Origin of the sequence: Propionimicrobium sp. BV2F7 (assembly GCF_000510445.1) — a bacterium.
Classification (GTDB): Bacteria; Actinomycetota; Actinomycetes; order Propionibacteriales; family Propionibacteriaceae; genus Propionimicrobium; species Propionimicrobium lymphophilum.
In genome coordinates this window covers 463,154-485,624 of record NZ_AZIS01000003.1, presented here as the reverse complement: position 1 = coordinate 485,624, position 22,471 = coordinate 463,154, and the positions used below count along the sequence as shown (strand labels likewise).

Genomic DNA, 22,471 nt, shown 5'->3' with positions numbered 1-22,471 from the left:
TAGGCCTTTAATCGTTCCCAAAGATTTCCTGTCAAGTTTTTTGCGGGAATTTAACCCGCATTTATTTATACCGGGTAAAAAATTCTTGCTTTAGAAAGTCATTTTCGTAAATCGTGAGTAGAAACCTATTTTTATTCCAGAGGTCCAAGTTATGAATGAAGCCAGGAAGCCGACCGCAGCGAAAGAAATTTTGCGTCTCGCGGTTCCTACTCTTGGCGCTTTGCTCGTACAACCTGTTTTGCTCCTTGCCGATTCGGCAATCGTGGGCCACTGGTCGACTGATTCACTCGCCGGACTTGGGTTAGCGCAAACAGTTTTATTGACGATAGTCGGGCTCTGCGTTTTTTTGGCTTACTCGACCACTGCGGCCACGGCTAGGGCGCTTGGCGCAGGAAAACTCGCTAACGGTCTAAAGGCTGGAGTAGACGCAATCTGGCTAGCTATTTTCATCGGCATAGCGGTCGCAACTTTGACGGCTTCATTCGGAGGCTGGATACTTGGACTCTTTGCTGCGGAGCCATCGGTTATTTCTGAAGGCACGAAGTATCTTGCGGTCAGCGCGATTGGGTTGCCTGCCATGCTTTCTGTCCAGGCAGCAACTGGCGTGATCAGGGGGCTTCAAGATACGAGGACGCCGCTCCTTGTCTCTTTGCTCGCTGCGGTCGTGAATGTTCCGTTATCTGTAGTTCTAGTTTTTACCGCCGGTTGGGGAGTGGTTGGTGCCGCTGTCGGAACCGTCGTCGCTCAATACCTGATGGCAGTAATACTCGTTTCTATTGTTTGGAAGAAAGCCATTCAACATCAGATCAGTCTGCGCCCAGAAATGAGTGGTGTAGCTAGCGCATGGCGCGGGGGAGTGCCGATTCTGGTCAGAACATTGGCCATGAGAATCGGGATGTTGATGCTTTCTGCGTGCGCAGCGAAACTCGGCACCACGCAGCTTGCAGCGCATCAGATCGTTCTGAACCTGTGGAATTTGCTGGCTAACGGACTCGATGCGGTTGCAATCGCGGCCCAATCTATAACCGGAAAATACTTAGGCGCCGGTGACGTGAAATATGTACGAAGCGCCACCAGGCAGATGACTCGTTGGGGCGTGTTTGGTGGGACGGGTGCAGCCGCATTAGTCCTAGCTTGTTCGTGGCTGTTACCTAAACTTTTTTCACCAGACGTAGACGTTCAGGGTGCTATTAGCGTTACGCTGCTGGTGGTCGTTATCTGTCAGCCACTGGCTGGCTATGTTTACGTGCTGGACGGGGTGTTGATGGGCGCAGGAGATACCGTTTATCTGGCTAAAGTCAGCGCATTCAATCTGCTTTGCTTCATCCCCGCCATCGTTTTGTGGATCTGGTTGGGCCTGCAGGCTAACCCAGGGCTGGTTTGGCTGTGGATCGCCTACGGTGGATGGTATATGGCGCTCAGAGCCGTTACGCTCTGGATTCGCCAGCGCAGCAATAAATGGATTCGAGTGGGCGACTAAAAGCTTTCAATAATTCGGTTTAGTGTCTTGCTGGGACGCATGGCAGAACTTAATTTATCGTGAGCAGGAAGATAATATCCGCCAAGGTCCTCAGTTGAACCTTGCGCCTGTCGAAACTCCGAGACAATCCGTTCGCTGTCCGAAGAGAGTCTTTCTGCTAGTGGCGAAAAAACTCTCGACAACTCTGCGTTTTCGTCTTGTGCGGAGAGTTCGCGTGCCCATCTTTTAGCAAGGTGAAAATGACTTTCTGGGTTGTCGATTTCTCCGACAGTCCTACTCGGTGAGCAATCGTCTTCGAGCAGGCTCTGTATTGCCTTGTCTAGGGTCTCGGCAAGAATATTTGCCTTTTCGTTCCCGTTTGACTCTCCGTACTGCTCTAGGGATGCGCCCAGCGCCATAAATTCGCCAAGCGAGTCCCACCTGAGGTGTCCTTCTGAAACAAACTGCTGGACATGTTTAGGGGCCGAGCCACCAGCACCGGTCTCAAACATTCCGCCGCCGTGCAGCAAAGGGACTATGGAAAGCATCTTCGCAGAAGTGCCCACCTCGATGATCGGGAAAAGGTCGGTGAGGTAGTCCCTCAAAACGTTTCCGGTTACGGCGATTGTGTTTTCTCCGTTACGCAGTCGCTGGAGGGTATATCTCGTCGCCGAGACCGGGTCCAGAATCTTTATTTCGAGGCCGACGGTGTCGTAGTTTGGTAAGAATTCGTTTACCAACTCAATCAGTTTGGCGTCGTGAGACCTATCCTGGTCCAGCCAAAATATGGCTGGCATTCCTGTCGTCCTGGCCCTGTTTACTGCTAGCTTTACCCAATCCTCGACGGCTACGCGCTTGGTTTGGCAGCCACGCCAGATGTCTCCAGCTTTTACAACGTGCTCGAGCAACAGCTCACTGCTGTCGTTAACTACCTGAACCACACCGTCAGCAGGAATTTCGAATGTCTTGTCGTGGCTGCCATACTCCTCCGCAGCCATCGCCATCAAACCAACATTTTGAACGGTGCCGAGTTTTTCGGGCTGGTAAGCGCCAAAATTTCTGCAGTCGTCAAGAACAGTCTGGTAAACACCCGCGTAAGAGCTATCAGGGATGACGGCCAGCGTGTCCTGAAGGTTGCCATCGGAATTCCACATTTTGCCGCCCGCTTTAATCATGGCGGGCAGCGAAGCGTCGATGATCACGTCGCTGGGCACGTGCAAATTCGTGATGCCTCTATCGGAATCGACCATCGCAAGACGTGGCCCGGACTCTAGCGATTCGGCGAAAGCTCGCTTAATCTCTTCGCGTTCAGAAGATTCGAGATTTTCTAAGGAGGCAAGCACCTGAGCCAAACCATCGATCGGACGAGCTCCGGCGTCGGCAAGCTGCTTCGCGTATTCTTCAAAAACTGGCTCAAAGAAGGTTCTTACTGCGTGGCCGAAAATTATCGGATCGCTTACCTTCATCATGGTTGCCTTCAGGTGAATCGAATACAGCAGATCCTGCGATTTTGCCCGGACAACGCACTCTTTAAGGAATTCGTCTAATTTTGCCGAGTTCAGAACTGTGGCATCGAAAATCTCGCCCTTTGCAAGGCGAAGATCGTCCCGTAACGAGACCACGGTTCCGTCACTCTGTTTGAGCTGAACAGTCAGGATTTGATCTCTGTTAGAGACGAATGTTTTTTCGTTATGGGCGAAGTCCTCGTCCTGCATCGTTGCGACATTCGTCAAGCTGTCACTAGCAAAAGGCTTCATCTCGTGGGGATGCTTGCGAACATAATTCTTGATGGCAAGGGGAGCGCGACGATCGGAATTACCCTGTCTAAGCACGGGATTCACCGCTGATCCCTTTACCGAATCGTAGGCTTTCTTTATTCGTTCCTGTTCGTCGCTAACTGGCTCGTCGGGGTAATCGGGCACCGAAAAGCCCTTATCTTGAAGCTCAGCGATTGCTGCCTTTAGCTGGGGAATAGAAGCAGATATGTTCGGCAGTTTAATTATGTTCGCATCGGGGCTGTGTGTAAGCTCGCTAAGTTTGCCCAGTGCGTCCACGACCTGATCTTCGGCTGGTAACCACTCTTTGAGAGCAGCAAGGATGCGTGCGGCTAAAGAAATGTCGCTTACCTCGATATCTACTCCGGCCTTCTTCGTGAAGGCCTCGATAATCGGTAACAGTGAGGCAGTGGCTAGCGCGGGAGCCTCGTCCGTTTTCGTGTAGATGATGGGCATGAAACACTTCCTTTTCAGCCGAAAAGATCAGATCGGATATCTTGACGTTAAGATAACATCTTTTATTAGCTCAGTCGGGAGCGAACCATCGTGGCGACGGTCTTGCCATCTGCGGCGCCAGCAGCCTTTTCGTTTACGGCCTTTACGATGGATCCCATCTGACGCATGGTGGGCTTTTCGCCTAGCTCAGCCTCCGCAGCTGCGACTGCTTCGTCGACCAATTTCGCCAGTTCATCTTCGCTTAGCTGCTTGGGTAGGTAGCGGTGTAAGAACTCTGCTTCAGCAGTTTCCGACTCTGCTAGCTCTGGCCTTCCCGCATCGATATAAGTCTGAGCGGACTCTTCGCGAGCCTTAACCTCTTTAGTCAGAATCTTCAATTCTTCGGCATCGGAAAGTTCGTGCTTTCCAGAGCCCGAAACCTCCGCGTTCAGGAAGGCGGCCAGGGCCATCCGAATAGTCGATTTGGCAAGCTCGTCCTTCGCTTTCATCGCGGCGGTCAGGTCTTTCTTTAGCTGAGTTTTAAGGGTACCCATGTCTTCTCCTTATTGTTTTATTTCTATATTGGCACTAAGCAACGACAATTTTCCTGCTTCGCTTAGTCAGCACGTTGCACTGGTGCAGTAGACTTGTTTGTCGTGGCTATCGCAGATCTTCTTGAAAAGCTTCCAGACCTCGAGCATTCCATGCGCTCTATCGAGGCGGTCGTCGACGTTGAATCAAAGAAAAATCAAATTCACGACCTTGAGAAGCAAGCCGCTGCACCCGATCTTTGGGACGACCAAGAAAACGCACAACAGGTCACTAGCAAGCTGTCGCGGCTTCAATCAGAGGTCGAGAGGGTAGAGAAATTGCGTGGTCGCTTGGAAGACGTCCAGGTGCTCATTGAGTTGGCTTCAGAGGAAGCCGACGAAGAAGCTGCGTCCGAAGCTAGCAAAGAAGTAACCGCCCTGAGCAAAGAAATCGACGCTCTTGAGGTTCGCACACTTTTAAACGGGGAATACGACGAGCGAGATGCACTCGTGACGATTCGTTCCGAAGCCGGAGGCGTAGATGCAGCAGATTTCGCCTCAATGCTGCTTAGGATGTACCAACGCTGGGCCGAACGCAACGGCTACTCGGTCGAGGTCTATGACATCAGCTACGCCGAAGAGGCCGGAATTAAGTCCGCCACATTTGCGGTAAAGGCTCCCTACGCATACGGCACGTTGGGTGTAGAGCAGGGCACTCACAGGCTGGTTAGGATTAGTCCCTTCGATAACCAGGCGCGTCGGCAAACTTCATTCGCGGGTGTCGACGTCCTGCCGGTAGTTGAAGAAACCGACCACATCGACATTCCCGAACAGGACATCAGAATCGATGTCTTCCGCAGTTCCGGGCCCGGCGGCCAGTCGGTTAACACCACCGACTCTGCGGTTAGAATTACTCACCTGCCAACCGGAATAGTTGTTAGCTGCCAAAACGAGAAGAGCCAGATCCAGAACAGGGCTGCCGCTATGCGAGTTCTTCAAGCTCGCCTGTTAGAGCGAGCCCGTCAGGAAAGGGAGGCCGAAATGGCTGCCCTAAAGGGCGATGGTGGCAATTCTTGGGGCTCCCAGATGCGCTCATACGTCACACACCCATATCAAATGGTTAAAGACCACCGCACAAATTACGAGACCGGTAACACCGATGCAGTGTTCGATGGAGAGATCGACGAATTCATTGAGGCTGGGATCCGGTGGCGTCGTCAGCAGGAAAACGCATAAGAATTCCCGCTTAGGCGTGTATGTCGCCAGTTGGTTAAATCGTTAGGTTAGCCTTCAAAAGTGATCACGTTTGAAGATGTCTCCAAGGTCTACCCAGGCCAAACGGAGCCTGCGCTGAGTCGCGTTAGCGCAGAGATAGAAAAAGGCGAGTTTGTTTTCCTTGTTGGGGCTTCTGGATCCGGCAAGTCCACTTTTCTGCGGATGATTATTCGCGAGCACAGGCCAACTTCTGGACGGGTGTTTGTGCTAGGAAAAGACCTCGGCAAGCTTCACCAGTGGAAGGTTCCGGCGTTGCGTCGCCAGATTGGCGCGGTGTTCCAAGACTTCCGTCTGCTTCCGGGGAAAACCGTGGCTGAAAATATTGCTTTCGGTCTTCAGGTTTTGGGCAGGCCACCGGCAGAAATCGATGAGAAGGTTGCCGATACCCTTCAGCTAGTTGGGCTTAGCGGCAAAGACGACCGACTCCCGGAAGAGCTCTCGGGTGGCGAACAGCAACGCACTGCTATCGCGCGAGCGGTGGTAAACGATCCGAAAATCTTGATCGCTGACGAGCCCACTGGCAACCTCGATCCCCAAACGAGCGTTGGTATCATGAAGCTCCTCGATCGAATAAATAGGCGTAACACCACCGTCATCATGGCTACGCACGACTCGACCATCGTCGACCAAATGCGACGTAGGGTTCTCGAACTTGAAGACGGCAAACTCATCCGCGACCAGGCGCGCGGCGTCTACGGCACGGCGTAAGCCAGTTTCGAAAGGAAAATAATGCGTTACACACTCCGCGAAACCTGGTCTGGTCTTAAGAGAAACCTCTCGATGACCATTTCGGTCATAGTAACCATGACCGTTTCATTAACCCTTTTTGGTCTTTCTGTATTGACCTTTGCCGAGGTGGACCGCGTCAAGGGACGCTGGTACGACAAAATTGAGATCTCGGTGTACTTGTGCGCTAAAGACAGTGCGGGCAGCACGGCTGGCGGTAATTGTGAGCCTGGTCAAGACACCTCTCAGGTGCAACGAGACCTGATTCGGGAAAGGCTCGAAGCTAACCCGCAGGTTGAGCAGGTTTTCTATGAGTCGAAGCAGGATGCTTATGACGAATACCGTCGCACCTATGCCGATTCTCCTTTGTTGGATAGCCTAACCGTCGAACAAATGCAGGACTCTTTCCGGTTAAAGCTGGTGGATCCGCAGAATTATCAGGGAGTGGTCGCAGAGGCAGAAAAATTGCCTGGAGTTCAGAATGTGCTCGACATGCACGAGGTCCTGGACCCTGTTTTCAGTGTTTTGAACGGGCTTAAGTGGGGCACACTGGGGATGTCCGGGCTCTTGCTGGTTGCAGCTATGCTCCAAATCGGTAACACGATCACGATGAGTGCGTTCACCAGACGCAAGGAAATCGGGATCATGCGTTTGGTGGGCGCATCGAACTCTTATATCTTGTTGCCGTTCCTGCTTGAGGCGTTGTTTGCAGGCCTCATAGCGATAACTATTTCGGGTATTTCGCTGCTTGCTACCTACTACTTCTTAATTGATCAGAAAGCTAAAGTCTCAATTAAGGCTTTACCCTGGATTACGTGGAGCGACGCCTGGTTGGCCGTCGGATCGGTTGCTTTATTAGGCGTGGTGCTCTCTATTATTCCAACGTTATTCGTAACCCGGCGCTACCTGAAGGTGTGACCGGCATGAAACGTTGGAGTGATAGTAGTGGCGTTAAATCAAAAAGCGCTGAAGTGCATGGTGGGTGCAATCACATTCGCCACGTGCTTCTCTCTGGCAGTGCCCGCCGACGCCGATGAACTTGATGCCAAGAAATATCAGTTGGCTGGGCGTATTAACGAAGCAAACTCGAGCATCAATTACTCCAACGAAAAGCTGGACCAAGCATCGAAGCTGTTAGCTTCGTCCCGCAGCGAACTGGCAGATGCGCAAGCAGTTCTTGCTAAAGCAGAAGCCGATTTGTCTCAAGCAAACGACGCCGAACAGCAACGAGCTAAAGAACTTGGGGCTGCAGAGGCGCAGCTTAATGAGCAGAATGAGAAGATAACCAAGGGCAAGAAAGCTATCGACGAGCAGCGTAATAAGGCTGCTGCCGAGATGCGTACCATGCATCAGCAAAATACTGCGTTGCTAAGCATCGGTATGTTGCTCAGTGAAAACGGCAACACATCGGACATCAACTCTCGAGTCCAGTGGGCACAAACTCTCTACAACAGCAACGTTGGCGAGATTAAGCGACTAACACAGATGCAGCTGGACAACCAGAAGGCGCAAGAAGATAAGGCTGTTGCCGAGAATCAAGCGCGACAGCTTCGTGATAGTGCTGCTCAGCAGGTTGAAACCAAGAAGGCAGCAAGCCTCGCTGCCCAGAACGCGAAGACTAAGGTCAACGAACTCGTGGCCGCCAACGAGCAGGCCGAAGCTAGTGCTAAGCAGGCGGTTAATCAAGCAATCTCTAATCGCGATTCCATGCAGGCTCAGATGAACCAGGTTACTCAGCAGATCAATGCTCGCGACGCTGCAGCTGAGAGAAGAGCCGCCCAAATCGAAGCAGCTCGTCAGGCAGAACAGGCCGCTAAGGCTCAGCAGCAGAGCCAGGCTGCTCGCCCGGCACCAGCGCCCGCACCTAGCAGGAGTGGCAGGCTATTTAAACCCGCTAACGGACCTTACACTTCGCCTTTTGGATGGCGATTCCACCCGATCCTCAAATACAGCATGCTTCATACGGGAACTGATATTGGTGCCCCTTGTGGTGCTCCTATCTATGCCGCAGAATCAGGAGTGGTCGTTAAGTATGTGCCTACCGCATATTCTGGGGGATACGGTAACCGAGTCGTCATTGATCACGGTGTGGTCGGAGGGAACCGCATGACCGCGGCTTATAACCATGCGACTAGTTTCGTAGTTGGGGTAGGTCAGTCAGTCATCAGGGGCCAAGTGATCGGTTATGTGGGCACGACCGGGTATTCGACCGGATGCCACCTTGACTTTGAGCTTTGGGTAAACGGACAGATTACCGACGCAGCTCCTTATCTATAAAACATTGGCATTGCCCCTTGTGGATGGCTAGATGTTCTAGCTAATGCGCAAGGGGCATTAATTTTAATAAGAGAGTCTTTAAGCTTTTTCTTTTATTGATTGTGGGGACCATTTTTCGTTTTCGTTGGTGCCGTAAGCTAGATACTGACATCCAGCTAACACCGCGAGGGAATGATAGTGCCCAGAGAAAAAGGCGAAAAGGTTGTTGCGCGCAATAAAAAGGCCCTGCACGACTACAACATAGGTGAGAAGGTAGAGGCCGGAATGGTCCTTACCGGCACCGAGGTTAAGTCTTTGCGCGCTGGTCGTGCTTCTTTGGCCGACGGGTTCGCAACTGTCGATGGCGGTCAGGTGTGGCTCAGAAATGTTCACATTCCTGAGTACGAATTTGGCACTTTCAATAACCATGCAGCGAAGCGCAAACGCAAACTCCTGCTTCACAAAAAACAAATTCATAGGCTGGAGAGGGCAATTGCCGATTCAGGCAGGACGTTGGTTCCACTTTCCATTTATTTCAAAGATGGTTACGCCAAAGTGGAGATCGCCGTCGGTACGGGCAAGAAAGAGTGGGATAAGCGTCAGACTATCGCCGCTCGAGACATGAAACGTGACGTTGAACGAGAACTTTCCATCAGAAGAAAGCAAGGTCGATGAAGAAAATCGCCAGACTCCTTTCCGTCTCACTGTTAATAATGCTGGGGTGCCTGGGGTTTTCTCCTTCGGCGCATGCTAGCGATGACGTAATCGATTCTTTCACAGGCACTTACAACGTTCGTGAGGACGGTGTTGTGGAAGTTAATGAGACGATCGTATGGCGTTTCGGAAGTGAATCTGGCAGGCATGGAATCAACAGAGATTTCGTAGTACGCGAAGCCTGGGATGATGAAAGCGATGCCGTTTTCAAGTTAGAAAACATGAAGGTGACCAGCCCGGACGCTTCTGCTGAGGTGAGCAAGGAAAAGGTCGATACCGCCAGCCGAGAAGAACAAGTTCGCTATCGGATAGGTAGCCCAGATCGTACGGTATTCACGCCGACCGCAACATATAACTTTTCGTACGAATTACATGGCGCGCTTCGCACCTCAGACGGCGATGAACAACTCTACTGGGATGTCTTGACCTCTTCGGTGCCCACAATCAAAAATCTCCAAATTATGGTTAATGCTCCTCAGGGTGTGCAAAAAGTCGCGTGCTTTTCTGGCCCGGTAAAAAGCGACTCTGAATGTCAGTCTTCTCGTATTGAAGACGGAACTGCTGTTTTCGCACAGTCTCCACAAACCAGCGGAAATATTTTTACTATCGTTGCTGGGTTGAAGCCTGGTGCGGTAAGCAACGTTGAGCCGATTCTTGTGGAGAATAAAGCGATTCAAAAGAAACAGGAGATGCTCCGAGATGCTGGTTTAGCGGCAGCGGGCATGGTGGGCGCTGGAGTTGCTTGTGGATTAGTCGCTAACAGATACGTAAAGCGTCGCAGGGATGAACGGTTCGAGGGCGTCGCACCCGGTAACATTCCGCCTGACCCGGAGAACGCTCCAAAGATTTTAGACGACGGTAAAACCAAGATTCCCGTTTTCTTCACGCCCCCGAAGCTTCCGGTTGCCTACGCTGGGGTTCTCGAAGATGGCGTCTTCAATTCTCGAGAAACTACAGCAACTTTGGTCTCGCTTGCTGTTAGGGGACATATCCAGATCAAAGCAGACGCTAACGATGGCGGTATGACTGTTCGCAAGAGTCAAAGTGAAGATTTGGTTTTGCCATATGAACAACGTCTATTGGATTCCATCTTCAAGTATCATTCTGGCGACGAAGCTAGGCTCGACGACTATGGCGAGCTTGAGTCAGGGCACAATCAATTGAAAAAGGACGTTACAAATGGTCTGCAGAATGAGGGTCTATTCAAACGTCTGAGCTCGAGTTTTTCTGCCGGGTCGATAAATGTGGGTGCTCTTCTTCCTTTGATCGTAGTTTTTACTGGTTTCAGCGGAATCTCCGCGTTGAGCGCGTTGATTAACGGAGCGACTTTGTTCTCTTTGGCTTTGCTGATACCGGTAGTAATCGCAATCATCTGGGCAAGGCGTAAGACAAAGCGCGGAACTAGAACTGCCACAGGCAGGGCGCTTACCGATCAAGTCATAGGTTTCCGCGAATACCTTTCAAAAGCAGAGGCGGATCAACTCCGATTTGAAGAAGGTCAAGACATATTCAGTCAATATCTGCCTTGGGCCATTGTGTTCGGTGTTGCTGACCGTTGGACCAACGTTTGCAAGCAGTTGATCCAGATGGGACGACTACCAGATACGGTTCCTTATTGGTACTATGGGCCAAACTTCTACGACATGATGTATTTGAATTCTTGGTCGAGGATGGCTTCTAGCGTTCAAAAGGCTTCCTCACCTGAGCCCGTCCAAACCGACAGCTCTGGCTTTGGGGGCGGCTCCGGATTCTCTGGTGGGTTCTCCGGTGGTGGCGGCGGTGGATCAAGCATGAGTAGTTGGTAGTTGTCGCCTCGCTTGGTAAAATCAAATATTCGACGGCGCAATGGCGTTAGTTGTTTGAAAACTGAAGAGGGGATTTACCCCAAATGGGGGTGACTGGTTTCGACTGGGGAGAGTAGCTCTAGGAGAAGCGGGCCGAGAAGCCAAGGTCGACTCGTTAACGTTCCTTGGAAAACAATAAGTGCCAACAATCGCACTGACTTCGCTCTCGCTGCCTAATTGTAGTGATCGAAGGGTCAGCCCGGATGTAGCCTTCCGTCCGGTTCCTGGCCTCGTTTAGAAGGCTTGCTGCACGTCTTTTGCTTGAGGCGGCGTGCGGGACTTTTATCAAGCTAGGCTTGGCTGCAACTTGCCGACATGAGTGCAGAAGCCGAGAATCCCGAAAACGTCGGCTGCGCCCGGAGAAAACCTGGACTGCCTTGTCAGGACGCGAGTTCAATTCTCGCCACCTCCACCTGAGTGGGAACTGTCGAACTCTTTTCCATAGATTCGCAGTTCCCGCACTGGAGCCTCGTCTTGGAGAGCTTCTTCTAGCTCTTCAAGATCGAAGGTCTCCAGCGTGTCGTAGTAACGTGTCACGACTACGACCTCATCACCATCAACAAAAATCTTGTCTACGAAATATTCGAAAAGCTGATCTCTTGTTTCTTGTGAGTCAAGAGTGGCTTCGGCGTACTTCTTGTAGAAAGACCCGATGCTGGCCTCATCTTCAAGCAGAGCGGCCTTGACATGCTCTGTTTGGATAGCGCTGTCCAGCTCGCGTTTCTGCTCTTCTAGCGTCTGCATCGCTTCGGCTGTGGTGTCGTTAAAAATGCCCTGGGCGATGGCTTTAGCGAAATTACCGAGTTTGATCTCGCCCTCTTTGCGGCGGGCTTCTAGCGCACGCAGTTTCTCGTCACCACGGGAGTGAGACTCCTTGTAGTAGGCAGCAAGATCAACAGCTAAAGACGCCAGCATCTCGGTATCGTCAAGGAAATCTTCGATTATTCTTGTTACTTTTTCCTCAATCTGTGTTTTACGAACCGGCCTTGTTGAACACTTCTTTTTTCTTTGGTTAGAGCAGTAGTAGTAGTGGTGTTTTTTGCCGGTTTTTGACGTGCCTGACACACCCTGCATCGACGCACCGCATTCACGGCAGTACATGCGACCCGTCAGCCAATAGTCGGGTGCATCATCACCCAAGGCGCTCAGCTGAGTCTTTGTTCTAGCGACACGGCGCTTATTTATCGTCATGCGACGCTGAACCTCCTCGAAGGTCTCGTCATCTACTAGCTGTGGCATACCACCAGGAATCGCCTTTAGTTTGCTGTAGTACTCGCCAATGTAAGCTCTTTTCTTGAGCATCGCGTTCACTGTTTTTGCTGTGAACTTATTGCCTCGTATGGTTCTTACACCCTGGGCATTAAGCCGATCAGCGATAGTAGTCATCCGCACACCGGAGGCGTACTCATCGAAAGCTTGTTTGACGAAAGGTGCTGTTTCCGGATCTGGTATGTAGTGCTTTTCAGCATCTACGGTGTAACCAAAAATCTTTTTGCCGTTATATAAGCCGTGCTCATAATTGTAGTTAATGCCTCGCCTGATGTTCGCTGCTAGTTGAACGGAGTAGTACTGGGCGAATGAGTCATTAATCGCCTCTACAAGAATTGAGTCAGGCGAGTCTGTGGGTGAAATCCCTTCGATATATTTAATTTGCGCACCGACCGCGCGTATCTTTCGCTTAGCCAGCGCCAGCTCAACATAATCGCGAGCCAACCTGTCATTCTTCCAGGCAGCAACATACGCCGGTTTGATTGTTGGCAGCTCTGCCAGTATCTGCTGGTAACCCGGCCTATCAGCAGTCGTGCCACTCATAGCCGCGTCGTAGTACTCCTGAACAACCTCTAAATCCTCAGAATCTGCCCAACGCTTCACCATCTCACGCTGCTGATCAGTGGATGCCTCGTTTTGGCTCGCAGACGAATAGCGGTAGTAGGCAACTACCATATTCCTTTGGACGTGGCGCAGGCAGATGGTTACGAAAAGTTCCTGGTTTTATTGACCCGACCGCGGGAATACGTGAAAGAAAATCGCCTACCTGATTTGGCGTACCGCTGCTTGCTAGAGCGGTACCCGCAGGCAGCTCAGAGTCTTATTGAACGCCCTATAAATTACAACCGAACCCGAGCCGAACTAGACCGTTTGGAGTCCGAGGGAAAGGCTTATGTGTTTTATCCGCAGCATATGGGGGTGGCGAATTTTGAAGATAATCCCGAGAAACTGGAAGAAAGCTTCGCCGCCGGATACGAACAGATGCGAGGGAACTCCTAAAGGTCAAAGAGTTCTTAGGGATGTAATTAGAGCGGGTCTGCCTGACTTAAATCCCGCGATGAACGCCTAAAACTTTCGCATACTAGGATTCCTCCGCGTGGGATTTTGAATGGGATGTAGGGCGAAATTGCAGAATCTGAACACAAGGCTATTATGATAAAGTGAAAGATGGCTGCCGGGTGTTTGCTCGTGACGTAAAGCGGATTTTTGCGGTCCCGCGATCCCTGATTATGGTCATCGGTATCTTGGTCACCCCAGCCCTGTACTCTTGGCTGAATATTTTGGCCTTTTGGAACCCCTACAACGCGACGGAAAACCTACCCATAGCGGTAGTGAACAACGATGTGGGAACGGAATCAGCACTAACTGGTCAGCTAAATGTTGGCAACCTGGTAGTCGACAAATTGTCAGAGAATAAGCAGCTGGGCTGGCAGTTTACTGATCAAGCCACAGCCAATCACAAAATCAGAACCGGGGAAGTTTATGCGACTTTTGTCATCCCTAATACCTTTAGTAAAGATTTAGTTGATATTTTCAGCGGCCAGCTCCATCAGCCGACCATCGAATACAACGTGAATGAAAAGAAAGGCGCCATTGCCCCCAAAATTACCGGTGCGGGAGCAAATGAACTCGATATTCAAATCACCTCAACTTTCCGGGGCAAGGTAGGCGAGGCCATTGCGCAAGCTTTGCGCGACGGTGCCCTAGAGATCGACGCAAATATTGCTGGTGCTGAGGGCAGTGCTTTAGACGCCTTGAGCGGTATTAACCGGGATCTGGTCGATGCGCAAGGCACCTTGGATTCCGCCAGTGCGTCTTTGACGGCTTCCTTACAGACTATGAAAAAAGTCCGGGCTACGCTGGCTACAGCTGACCCGGCATTGGCTGATGTTTCCGCGGCTTTAAGTGATGCGCAAGGAATTTTAGGGACGGTCGTCTCTGATGCTTCCGAGTTTGCTGCTCAGGCGGGACAAGCCAGTATTAACGCCCAAAAAGCACTCAATGAATCCTCGGCGGCGGCGGATTCGGCGGTCTCCAATGCGACAAATAAACTTACCGAAATAGACTCGCAGCTGCAATCCGGAATTAAAAGAGCTAATACCTCGATAGAGAAAATGCGTGAGCAGATTGCGATTTTAGAAAGATTCCCGCAGACACAAAAGCTCGCTGCAAAGTTGAAATCTCAGCTGAACGAGATGCAGGATTTGCTCGACAAGGTCGGGAAAACCGGGGCGGATGCCACCAAGGCTAGCAAGGATTTGCAGGCACTGATGAAATCCTTTAATCAGGCTCTGACGGACGCGCAACACGGCGCCACTGGTCTGCGGGAACAGTCCACTCGAACCGCATCTCAGTTAAACTCCCAGGTGACGCAACTGTCGGCGCAGCTGGGAGCCATCAACTCCGCGGTGAGTACCGCGCGGATTTCCCTTAAAGAAATTTCTACGCTTACCCGCGGAATCGATGACCAGATTGGGGACACCCAAAAGGTGCTTGATCAGGTGCAGGACAACCTGAACCTGCTGTCCGATACGACTAGCGGGGCGCAAACCGATGTGGACACTCTGGCTACCGCGCTCCGGACGGGAACTTTGAAAACAGTCATTGGGCTCGATCCGACCAATATCGGACGCTACTTAACCTCACCAGTAAAATTCGACCAGAAGCCCCTCTTTCCCATCAACTCATATGGTTCGGGAATGGCGGCCATGTTCCTCAATCTGTCCCTGTGGATTGGTGCGCTCATCCTGGTCATAATTTTCCGGGTAGAAGTCGATAAAGAAGGCTTTGACTGGTTGAGTTTGCGCTCGGCTTATCTGGGGCGCTTCATGCTCTCCGGGGTGCTGTCCATAGGGCAGGGGTTAATTGTCAGCGTAGGCAGTTTGCTGCTGGGAGTGAAAGCCGCCAACGCTCCCGCTTTCATTGCTACCTCCATGCTGATCGGCCCGTGTTATTTGGCAATTATCTATGCTTTAGCAGCCGCGTTCAGTCACGTGGGACGAGCCCTGGCAATCTTGCTGGTGGTGTTGCAGATTCCCGGTGCCTCGGGCATCTATCCGATCGAGCTCATGCCCAGATTCTTCCGCCAGCTTTCCCCGATGCTCCCGTTTTCTTACGGCATCGACGCGATCCGAGAAACTATCGGCGGGTTCTATCACGGGCGGTTCTGGCATGTTATGGCGGTTCTATTGCTCATGAGCGTCACCATGTTCCTTCTAGGGTTTGTGGGGAGGCGTCGTTTCGGTTACTTCACCCAGCTGTTCTACGATGATTTGGCTCGCACTGAACTGGTCGTGAATGAAGACGTTCAGCTACAAAGTCGGGGTTACCGCTTGAGTAACATCATTGCGCTGCTGGCGAACCGGAAAGAATTTTCCACCCGTATCCGGCGACGTCAAGAAGAGTTCAATGCCCGCTATCCCGCTTTGATTAAGGGACTGAGTAGCGTGGGGATTTTGGGACTGGTTGTGCTCGGGATGATTTCCTGGCTCACCTCCGCCAGTAAAACCGTGCTCCTGGGATTAGTAGCGGTTTGGGGAGTGGCCATCATGGGGATTCTGGTTGGCGTAGCTGTACTAAAGAGCTCAATCGAACGAGCCGAGGGACTGTCGCATCTGACGGAAGATGAACTTTTCGAGAGCCTAGCTCGCCAGCGAGACGCGAATGCTATAAAAACCGCAAATCGGTCGGAGAACCTGAGCAGCGAACATTACCGCAGTCGCAGTAAACGTCGCCTCATTAGCGCGTCTGTGCGGGTAGACGCTGCGGATGATAGTTCTGAGCAGTCGGCTGGCGAATCCGATGCCTCCGCAACCAGCGAGGAGACGCGATGAACGAAGTACTTTTCATCATCCGAGACGATTTCCGTCAGATTCGCAGCAGCATTATGGTTCGGATTTCCCTGGTCCTGTTGATTGTCTTGCCCATGTTCTTCACCTGGTTCAACGTGTTGGCTACTTGGGATCCCTTCTCAAATTCGGGACGGCTGAAGATTGCTGTGGCTAACACCGACGACGGTTACACCAGCAAAATACTGAACGTCAAAGTAAATGTGGGGAACACGGTACTTAAGGAACTGGCAGTAAACGACCAGTTTGATTGGGTAATAACCAGTAAAGATCAGGCTTTGGAGGGTGCGCGCTCGGGGGAATATTACGCGACAATTGTGTTACCGGCGGATTTTTCAAAGTCCATGTTTACCTTCTATGCCGGCGGAGCAGCCCCGGCAAATATCACGCTGCACACCAATGAAAAGAAGAACCCGCTCTCAGCCAATCTCACCAGGCAAGGCGCCCAGGGAGTCACCGCGCAGATCAACACGGTGTTTTCGCAAACCTTGGCAGAAGCCGCCGTGGCTATCGCTGAGGACGTGTCCTCTTATCTAGAGCATGCTGATACTCAGGCAGCTCTGGATCGGCTGAGCAACCACCTCCAAACCCTCTCTGCAGAACTGAATTCCGGGGCGAACACCGTTAGTTCTCTGTCTACCTTGATAGGTTCGGCGGTGCCACTCGCCACCGGAGCAAAACAGCTGGCTGCAGGGGTGCAGGATTCCTTTGAGGAGGCTGTTGACTCCACATTTGATTCCGGGAAAAAAGGTGCCGGCGGAACAACCAATCCCTTCGCATCCGTATCCTCTAGGCTCGACGATGCTGTGAGACTGGCAGAAGGCAATATCTCCGATCTGCAAAAGCAGTTAGACAAGTTGCTGAATTCGGCCAATAGCACCAGCCAGAGCAGTGCGGCCACAGTCGAAGAGCTGAAAACTTTGTTGGATAAACAAATCGCTGGCTTCCAACAAACACGGGACGCACTCGAGCAGGCACTGGGACCGGACGGGGCGGATTTAGAAGGGAAGGATCCAGCCGTTGACCGATTGCTGTCCGAGCTGGACGCGGCGATAGCTCGCCAACAAACCTTGTCCGAGCGACTGGGCAGTATTGCATCTGACCTACGCAGGGGAGTAACCCTCGATTCTGACCTGAGAAAGAAAGCCCGCCAAGCCATAGCAGACGCGCAACAGGCTATTGCCACCGCTCGATCCAATTTTGAGAAAAACTTACAGCCAAGAATTGAGAGCCTGCGTAAGAACCTGGATTCTGCCGGAAAAAATGTGGAGATTTTCCGCTCCTATCTGCAGGCGGTGCAAACCGATCTGTCGGAAAGTGCGGGCGGGATGATAGCGAGTATGCGTCGGGCTCAAAAGAGCCTGGACAATACCGCGACAAAGATGCGTGAGGGAGCCCGCCGCTTGGATCAGGCTCGGGAACAGATTTCGTCTGCCCAGTCGCAAGGGGACTTGAAAAAAATCGTCACCACGTTAGGAGCTGACCCCAAAGATTTTGCCCTACTAATTTCTTCCCCGATAGCGGTAAAACGCAATGCGGTGTTCCCAGTCGCCACCTTTGGGGTGGGGATGACTCCGCTTTTCACCGTTATCGCTCTATGGGTGGGGGCGCTCCTGGCGGGGGTTTTCCTGCGCACTGATGTTTCTGAGAATGTGGCTAAACGCTATCTGGCCAGCAGGGGAGTCCGGAAAGATCCTGATGCAGTCGCCGGTGCGGATGCGAATGCAGAGGAATTGTCCCGGTCGGAAGGGGCGGAAACGAAGGCAAGTGAAACCGCACCTACTCCCGATGCGAAAACAGCCGCGAAAGCCGCAGAAAAAAAGTCTATATTTACCGGGGCGCAAGAATATCTGGGGCGTTACTTTATGTTCTGGGTAATTGGGATGGCACAATCCACATTGCTGATGGTCGGGCTGATTGTGTTTGTGGAGATTGAACCAGCCCATCCCTTCCTGCTGATTTTGGCAGGCTGGGTTATTTCCACCGTCTTTACCGTTATCGTTTATACGCTGGTGATGGCACTGGCTAATGCGGGTAAAGCCTTAGCAGTGTTGTTACTGGTGGTACAGATTTCTGCCGCTGGTGGAGCTTATCCGTTGGAACTGTTGCCGCAATGGTTCCAAAACATCAGTCCCTGGCTGCCCGCCACCTATGCTATTAATTTGATGCGTTCAGCTATCGCCGGGATTTATGCAGGGGACTTTGCCTATAACCTGGTGATGATCCTGGTGTTTGTGATTCCGAACTTAGTGCTCGGTCTGGTATTACGGCATACGATTGCCGGGCGGATCCACGATATTGCCAAAGAGGTACGAAAAAACGAAAGTCATGTAGCCAGGCGCACACCGGGCACCTCCCACTCCGTCCAGCACGGGAATAAGTTTTTCCTCCTGCCCAAAATCCGAAAAAGACAACGTCTTTTTCGGATTTAACGCCCGCCTAGCCGACTCGGATAAAACTTATTCCCGTGCATAATGGTGGAGTGGGCAAGTTTTACAGGAACCGATCTTTTGTCCCGCTTAATACCTACGCTCCCCGGCACAATCAGCTAGGCAGGTTTTCTTTGGCTTGGCGGGTGCTTTGGTCAAAGTCCTCAACGTTATTGGCAGAGTCTGCCCCCAAGGACGAAGACACCGAAGGAACCTTCTTAAAAGTCAGTGCCGGATCATAGGGCATGGGGCGCTGACCTTTGCGGCGTGCCGCTGAAATAAGAGTTGCCACCCAGGACAGTAGCGTCCAGATTGCCAAAGTAGCTTGTCCATCCTGCTCTTAACTGTCTTAGAAACGTCCAGCTTCGCCACACCACAGGCATCACCAAGAAAATCGAGAGAGTGAAAACCTGTCGGAGCGTGTGTCATAGTGTCACGCACCGTAATAGAAAACGGCGACACCCAATGTTGGTTACGGCTGTAGCGCTTAACACGTACCGGTTTCATAGATATGAGACCACCACCAGCGCTAATGACACGCCGCCTTACATCAACCCATTTTGTGTCGTAGCCGTCCATCGCATACGGCTCTCTAAAGGCTGTTAGATCAGCGTTGAGGTAGTGGCCAGCAAGCGTAAGGTTTACGCCATAGTTTTTGTATAAATACCTCTGGCGCGCAATAGATAGAGAATCATCTTTCAGAGGCTTGCCATCCGTGCCCAGACACCAGTCACCATCCCAATAACCAGATTTAGACACCGCACAATAACGGTCATTCCAGGCCTCGGCACTGAGACTGTCTAAGCCACACAAAAGGGTGACAACAAAAAGGGCGTCTTTTAGCTCTATGCGCTGTCCTATCAGCGGGAAAACAATGATTTCAGCCATTTTTGAGGAGTCGACCAGCAGAGGCGTCGAAAACTGGTAGGACAAAATTTCGCGACGACATTTTGTCGGGTCGTGGTCAGACTCCGAATCATGACCACAAGTACAAACAAACTCCGCGTCGAAGCCAATAAGATGTTGTTCAACACCAGTACCCATTGCGCGTACACTGACAAGAGATGAAAACGCATCGTTGGCACGATCAACACGCTCGACAACTCGCCCAGCAACAAGGTGGGTGTCGGTGGCGATAAGTTCGACACGTGCCCCCTGGTCTCCACTTTTCCCCGTAGGGCGTGATCCAGCGGAAGTTTTGGTTATTATGCGCGTGTTGGTGCCAATCTTAGAAGAATCTTTCCGGCGCCATTTTAAATTGACAATAGAGTCAAAGAGAATTTTGAAACCGCTTTCCATCGTCACAGCCATGTTAGGTAGGTGCGCGTGTGCTTGGCCTGATTTCACGGTTCATCCAAGCACAGTTATCATCTTCGCGGGAGGGAGTGTTAAGTGCTTCGGGGGAGTATAAAAACCCCACTATAGAATCGGCAACTATCACCTCATCGAGATCGTTCTAGATGAGATAGATCAGCCGGGTTTGATGGCAGGATATTTGTTGTAGCCCCATGCGAGCTGGCGGTGTGCAAAGACGTGGAGCTGATGCTTGAAGATCTTCCCCATGGTGGCCGCTCGCGGGCCTAGCCGCAGGCGTGGCCGCAATATCTTCATGTTGTTATTGCCTTCGCGCACTACGAGATCTTTCAGCCGCTCAAGACGTCTGTGTTCGGCGTGGATTTGCAACGGCTACCGCCGCGCATGTTGCTGTTGTGAACTGGTGCTGCAGGGATGTGGATATCCCAGCCAATGCGGAAGGCATGGCTGTGCGTTTAGGCTTCCGTCTGGTTTAATTGTTCGTAAATGTAACGCAGTAGCGGGAGCAGGACTGCCAGTGTGTCTTTAACGCCGCCCGAGGATGACGGACAATTAGCGATAACTGCTCCCCGCGAGGTTCTGGATGTAACTCCAACTACGGCGCGTGAAAGCACAGCAAGAGGCATGTTCTTTAGGCCTTCTTGGCGAATCTGCTCTGCAATTCCGGGAAGTTCAACGTCGCATACCGCCATGGTGGTTTCTGGAACTATGTTGCGTGCAGAAACCCCCGTCGAACCTATAGTGATGATTAAGCGGGCTCCAGCCTCCAGGGCGCGGTCGAACTCGCCGCGTAAAGGAGCTGCCAGATCGTCGATAACGACCTCTCGAACAACGCTGATCCCAGCCTCACGTAATATGGAGACAGCGGTTTGCGCGCCCTTTGGCGGCTTCGTGCCAGACACTACGCGCGAATCCACGGTAACGACGGCGGCCTTAATGTTTGAGAGTTCAGGTTCAGTCATATCGTGCCCCTTTTTTTAATAGCGGAGTTTTATTGAAAAATCACAGCACACTCTTTTGGCCAAGTATTTTCCGTTTTAGCGCAGCAATCCTTTTCTAATTGGATCGTGTAGACCACTCTTTTTCTAATTGTATCGTGTAGGTTTGGTGTTAGGCTCACTTTCGGCAAAGGTGCCAGACTGCAAAATACCGTGTTCATGCGGTTTGTGAGTGGTCTGTAGCCATGCTCCTAAGTTTGCCTTCTAAGCGTCTACAATCTTGCTACTTTCCAATTGGGAGTACGCATATTCCAGTGAGGGGCGAAAATGGCTGACGAAATTAAACAACTGGACGCATCCGGGCGCGTATTAAAAAACTGGAATCCAGAAAATCCAGATCAGTGGAGCTCAAAGATTGCGTGGACAACACTCGTGATCTCCACATATTCGATGGTTCTCGCGTTTAGCGTATGGTTCCTCGTATCGGCGCTCGCTCCAAAACTAAACGAGATTGGATTCCAGCTAACTCCCGCGCAGCTGTACTGGCTCGCCGCAATGCCGGGCCTTTCGGGCGGCCTAATCCGCCTCATCTACACGTTTTTGCCGCCCATGATTGGTACGCGCAAGCTTGTAGGTGTTTCGTCGTTGCTGTTCACTATCCCGATGTTCGGCTGGTTCTTTGCCGTCCAAGACGTCTCTACGCCGTTTTGGTGGCTACTAGTTTTATCGTTCATGTGCGGTATTGGTGGCGGTTCCTTCTCTGGTTACATGCCTTCAACCGGTTACTTCTTCCCGAAGCGCTTGGCTGGCACCGCTCTCAACTTACAAGCGGGTATCGGTAACCTGGGCATGTCCATCATCCAGCTCGCCGCTCCCGCCCTCATGGGCTCGGCGTTGTTCGGAATGACGTGGATCGCGCCGCAAACTGATTCGGCGGATAACCCGATTTGGGTTTCAAATCCCGCAATTTTCTTTGTTCCTTGGGCGATACTCGCTGCAATCTTGTCTTTCGCGATGTTGAAGGACGTGCCCGTAAAAGCAAACATTCGTGAACAGCTAGACATTTTCTCGAACCCGAACACGTGGTACATGACGCTCCTTTATGTAATGACGTTTGGCATTTTTTCGGGTGCATCCGCTCAGTTCGGCCTCCTAATCAATAACAATTACGGTGCTCAATCCGCATTGGGGCTCGCAGTGCAGGGTGCAACATATGCATTCCTCGGCCCGCTGATCGGTTCGTTGGTGCGCGTGGCGTGGGGGCCGCTGTGTGACCGCTTTGGTGGTGGCATTTGGACATTCGTTTCGGGCGTCGGAATGGCTGTGACCCTACTGATTTCGGGATATTTCGTCGTAAATCCCGGATCGAACGCTGATTTTAAAGGCTTCTTGTGGGCCATGTTGATCATGTTCTTCTTTGCCGGTGTCGGTAATGCGGGCACGTTCAAGCAGATGCCGATGATCATGCCCAAACGCCAGGCGGGCGGTGCGATTGGCTTCACAGCAGCAGTGGCAGCGCTTGGCCCATTCCTCGTAGGCGTTTGCCTGTCGATGATGGCGGCCGCAACGTTCTTCTTCGGTGCGGCCATCTACTGCATCATTTGTTCCGCGATTTGTTGGATGCGTTACGCACGCAAAAACGCGCCGTTCCCAGGTTAA

17 protein-coding genes and 1 other RNA gene are annotated in these 22,471 nt (G+C 51.8%); 12 read left to right on the top strand and 6 right to left on the bottom strand.

Annotation, left to right across the window (positions count from 1 at the left end; all coding sequences use genetic code 11):
• Positions 1–151 precede the first annotated feature (151 nt).
• Positions 152–1,480 carry an MATE family efflux transporter gene (locus tag HMPREF1255_RS03165; RefSeq protein WP_024110770.1) on the top strand — a complete coding sequence of 443 codons (1,329 nt, stop codon included), beginning with the start codon at positions 152–154 and terminating at the stop codon, positions 1,478–1,480.
• On the opposite strand, the gene HMPREF1255_RS03160 is transcribed toward HMPREF1255_RS03165, so the two are convergent.
• Positions 1,477–3,690: an NADP-dependent isocitrate dehydrogenase gene (locus tag HMPREF1255_RS03160; RefSeq protein ID WP_024110600.1), complete on the bottom strand. Its 2,214-nt coding sequence runs from the start codon at positions 3,688–3,690 to the stop codon at positions 1,477–1,479. The two genes, HMPREF1255_RS03165 and HMPREF1255_RS03160, sit on opposite strands and share 4 nt — an antisense overlap.
• A gap of 65 nt (positions 3,691–3,755) precedes the next feature.
• Positions 3,756–4,223 carry a GatB/YqeY domain-containing protein gene (locus HMPREF1255_RS03155; protein WP_016455866.1) on the bottom strand — a complete coding sequence of 156 codons (468 nt, stop codon included), beginning with the start codon at positions 4,221–4,223 and terminating at the stop codon, positions 3,756–3,758.
• Between the two features lie 102 nt (positions 4,224–4,325).
• Between HMPREF1255_RS03155 and prfB the strand changes: the two genes are divergently transcribed.
• The 7 genes from prfB (at position 4,326) to ssrA (ending at position 11,429) form a co-directional block, all read left to right on the top strand.
• A complete protein-coding gene (gene prfB / locus HMPREF1255_RS03150) occupies positions 4,326–5,435 on the top strand; it encodes a peptide chain release factor 2 (protein ID WP_016455867.1) in 1,110 nt (369 codons plus the stop codon).
• Between the two features lie 60 nt (positions 5,436–5,495).
• Positions 5,496–6,182 (top strand): cell division ATP-binding protein FtsE, encoded by a 687-nt coding sequence (gene ftsE / locus HMPREF1255_RS03145; RefSeq protein WP_024110868.1) that lies wholly within the window; start codon positions 5,496–5,498, stop codon positions 6,180–6,182.
• Positions 6,183–6,203: 21 nt separating this feature from the next.
• Positions 6,204–7,118, top strand: coding sequence for a permease-like cell division protein FtsX (ftsX, locus tag HMPREF1255_RS03140; protein WP_016455869.1), 915 nt, complete (start codon positions 6,204–6,206; stop codon positions 7,116–7,118).
• A 27-nt stretch (positions 7,119–7,145) separates the two neighbouring features.
• On the top strand, positions 7,146–8,477 hold the full coding sequence (locus HMPREF1255_RS09365) for a M23 family metallopeptidase (protein WP_024110986.1): 1,332 nt from the start codon (positions 7,146–7,148) through the stop codon (positions 8,475–8,477).
• A 177-nt stretch (positions 8,478–8,654) separates the two neighbouring features.
• Positions 8,655–9,131, top strand: a complete 477-nt coding sequence (gene smpB / locus HMPREF1255_RS03130; RefSeq protein ID WP_024110538.1) for an SsrA-binding protein SmpB — start codon at positions 8,655–8,657, stop codon at positions 9,129–9,131.
• On the top strand, positions 9,128–10,975 hold the full coding sequence (locus HMPREF1255_RS03125; protein ID WP_024110881.1) for a DUF2207 domain-containing protein: 1,848 nt from the start codon (positions 9,128–9,130) through the stop codon (positions 10,973–10,975). Before smpB ends, HMPREF1255_RS03125 begins: the two co-directional genes overlap by 4 nt.
• 85 nt (positions 10,976–11,060) lie before the next feature.
• Positions 11,061–11,429: a transfer-messenger RNA gene (ssrA, locus tag HMPREF1255_RS09585) on the top strand.
• Here the strand turns inward: ssrA and HMPREF1255_RS03120 are convergent.
• Positions 11,408–12,958 (bottom strand): recombinase family protein, encoded by a 1,551-nt coding sequence (locus HMPREF1255_RS03120; RefSeq protein WP_051394972.1) that lies wholly within the window; start codon positions 12,956–12,958, stop codon positions 11,408–11,410. The genes ssrA and HMPREF1255_RS03120 overlap by 22 nt on opposite strands.
• A 12-nt stretch (positions 12,959–12,970) precedes the next feature.
• Between HMPREF1255_RS03120 and HMPREF1255_RS10160 the strand changes: the two genes are divergently transcribed.
• The 3 genes from HMPREF1255_RS10160 to HMPREF1255_RS03105 all read left to right on the top strand — a co-directional run bounded on the left by HMPREF1255_RS10160 (position 12,971) and on the right by HMPREF1255_RS03105 (position 18,563).
• Positions 12,971–13,282: a DUF6363 domain-containing protein gene (locus HMPREF1255_RS10160; RefSeq protein WP_285113415.1), complete on the top strand. Its 312-nt coding sequence runs from the start codon at positions 12,971–12,973 to the stop codon at positions 13,280–13,282.
• Positions 13,283–13,461: 179 nt separating this feature from the next.
• Positions 13,462–16,116: a YhgE/Pip domain-containing protein gene (locus HMPREF1255_RS03110; RefSeq protein ID WP_231477443.1), complete on the top strand. Its 2,655-nt coding sequence runs from the start codon at positions 13,462–13,464 to the stop codon at positions 16,114–16,116.
• The gene (locus HMPREF1255_RS03105) at positions 16,113–18,563 is read left to right on the top strand and encodes a YhgE/Pip domain-containing protein (RefSeq protein ID WP_024110828.1); all 2,451 of its coding nucleotides are present in this window, start codon (positions 16,113–16,115) and stop codon (positions 18,561–18,563) included. Before HMPREF1255_RS03110 ends, HMPREF1255_RS03105 begins: the two co-directional genes overlap by 4 nt.
• Positions 18,564–18,785: 222 nt before the next feature.
• On the opposite strand, the gene HMPREF1255_RS03100 is transcribed toward HMPREF1255_RS03105, so the two are convergent.
• From HMPREF1255_RS03100 to HMPREF1255_RS03095, 3 genes are all read right to left on the bottom strand, one after another.
• Positions 18,786–19,859 carry a hypothetical protein gene (locus HMPREF1255_RS03100; RefSeq protein ID WP_155948447.1) on the bottom strand — a complete coding sequence of 358 codons (1,074 nt, stop codon included), beginning with the start codon at positions 19,857–19,859 and terminating at the stop codon, positions 18,786–18,788.
• A gap of 171 nt (positions 19,860–20,030) precedes the next feature.
• Entirely contained in the window at positions 20,031–20,171 is a 141-nt protein-coding gene (locus tag HMPREF1255_RS09800) for a hypothetical protein (protein ID WP_155948445.1), read from the bottom strand.
• Positions 20,172–20,329: 158 nt separating this feature from the next.
• Complete coding sequence (locus HMPREF1255_RS03095; RefSeq protein ID WP_024110573.1) at positions 20,330–20,836, bottom strand: molybdenum cofactor biosynthesis protein B; 507 nt, start codon at positions 20,834–20,836, stop codon at positions 20,330–20,332.
• Positions 20,837–21,139: 303 nt separating this feature from the next.
• On the opposite strand from HMPREF1255_RS03095, the gene HMPREF1255_RS03090 reads away from it, so the two are divergent.
• Positions 21,140–22,471 (top strand): NarK/NasA family nitrate transporter, encoded by a 1,332-nt coding sequence (locus tag HMPREF1255_RS03090; protein ID WP_016455880.1) that lies wholly within the window; start codon positions 21,140–21,142, stop codon positions 22,469–22,471.